A 719-nucleotide genomic window follows, 5' to 3' on the forward strand; every position below is an offset into this window, starting at 1 on the left:
CCCACTTCAATCTTATTGCCAAGAAGGTAATTGTTGGTTCTTTTATAAGAAAGACCTAAATTCAAGGTTGTAAGGGAAACACTATCACGGTAAAGAACCCTGCTTGTACTGGCGTGCAACTCACTGGAATCCCCCGTCGTCTCAATATCGGTAAAATTGCCAGGGATTATGCTTTGGTAATTATAAACAGTGCCATTCAATCCAAAGGTCCAATAACCGTACGGAATACTCACACTCGCTGAAATGTTATTGCTATGTCCTTCTTGCTTGCTCCCACCCCAATAATCTGTCTGACTGCGCTGATAGTTAAAATCCCACGCATCATTCATCCCTAAAATATTTTCTACCCTCAAGCCCGCACTATAACGCGCATAACCTGTAGAGGCTTGTCCCATATTGTCATGAGAAACAGTAACCTTGAAAGTTTTATCGGGATGATTGTTAATATTGACAATGGTGCTCCCTTCTTCACGCCCTGGAAGAAGTTCGCTTTGAGCGTGCGCTGAACTCAAACGGTTGATCTGATCAAGCCCCTGTTCAATATCGCGCATGTTCAAAACATGACCTTGAAGCCCAGGAAAAGCACTCCACACAACATTGTTATAACGAGACGCCGGTGAACCATTATAGTAAATCTCTGAAAGCTTCCCCTCAACGACAACAAATTTGAGCGTCTTGCTGTTTTTGATATCTTGATCAGGAATGTAAAAACGCGCCGT

General features: G+C 43.0%; 1 protein-coding gene. It reads right to left on the reverse strand.

Annotated features, from left to right (window positions below; translation table 11 throughout):
- Positions 1 to 719 (reverse strand): ShlB/FhaC/HecB family hemolysin secretion/activation protein (locus tag ACFIKG_RS09620; RefSeq protein ID WP_375652235.1); only part of this gene is annotated, 719 nt, incomplete at both ends.

This window comes from Bartonella sp. LB28NMGDW (genome assembly GCF_042194435.1).
Classification (GTDB): domain Bacteria; phylum Pseudomonadota; class Alphaproteobacteria; order Rhizobiales; family Rhizobiaceae; genus Bartonella; species Bartonella grahamii.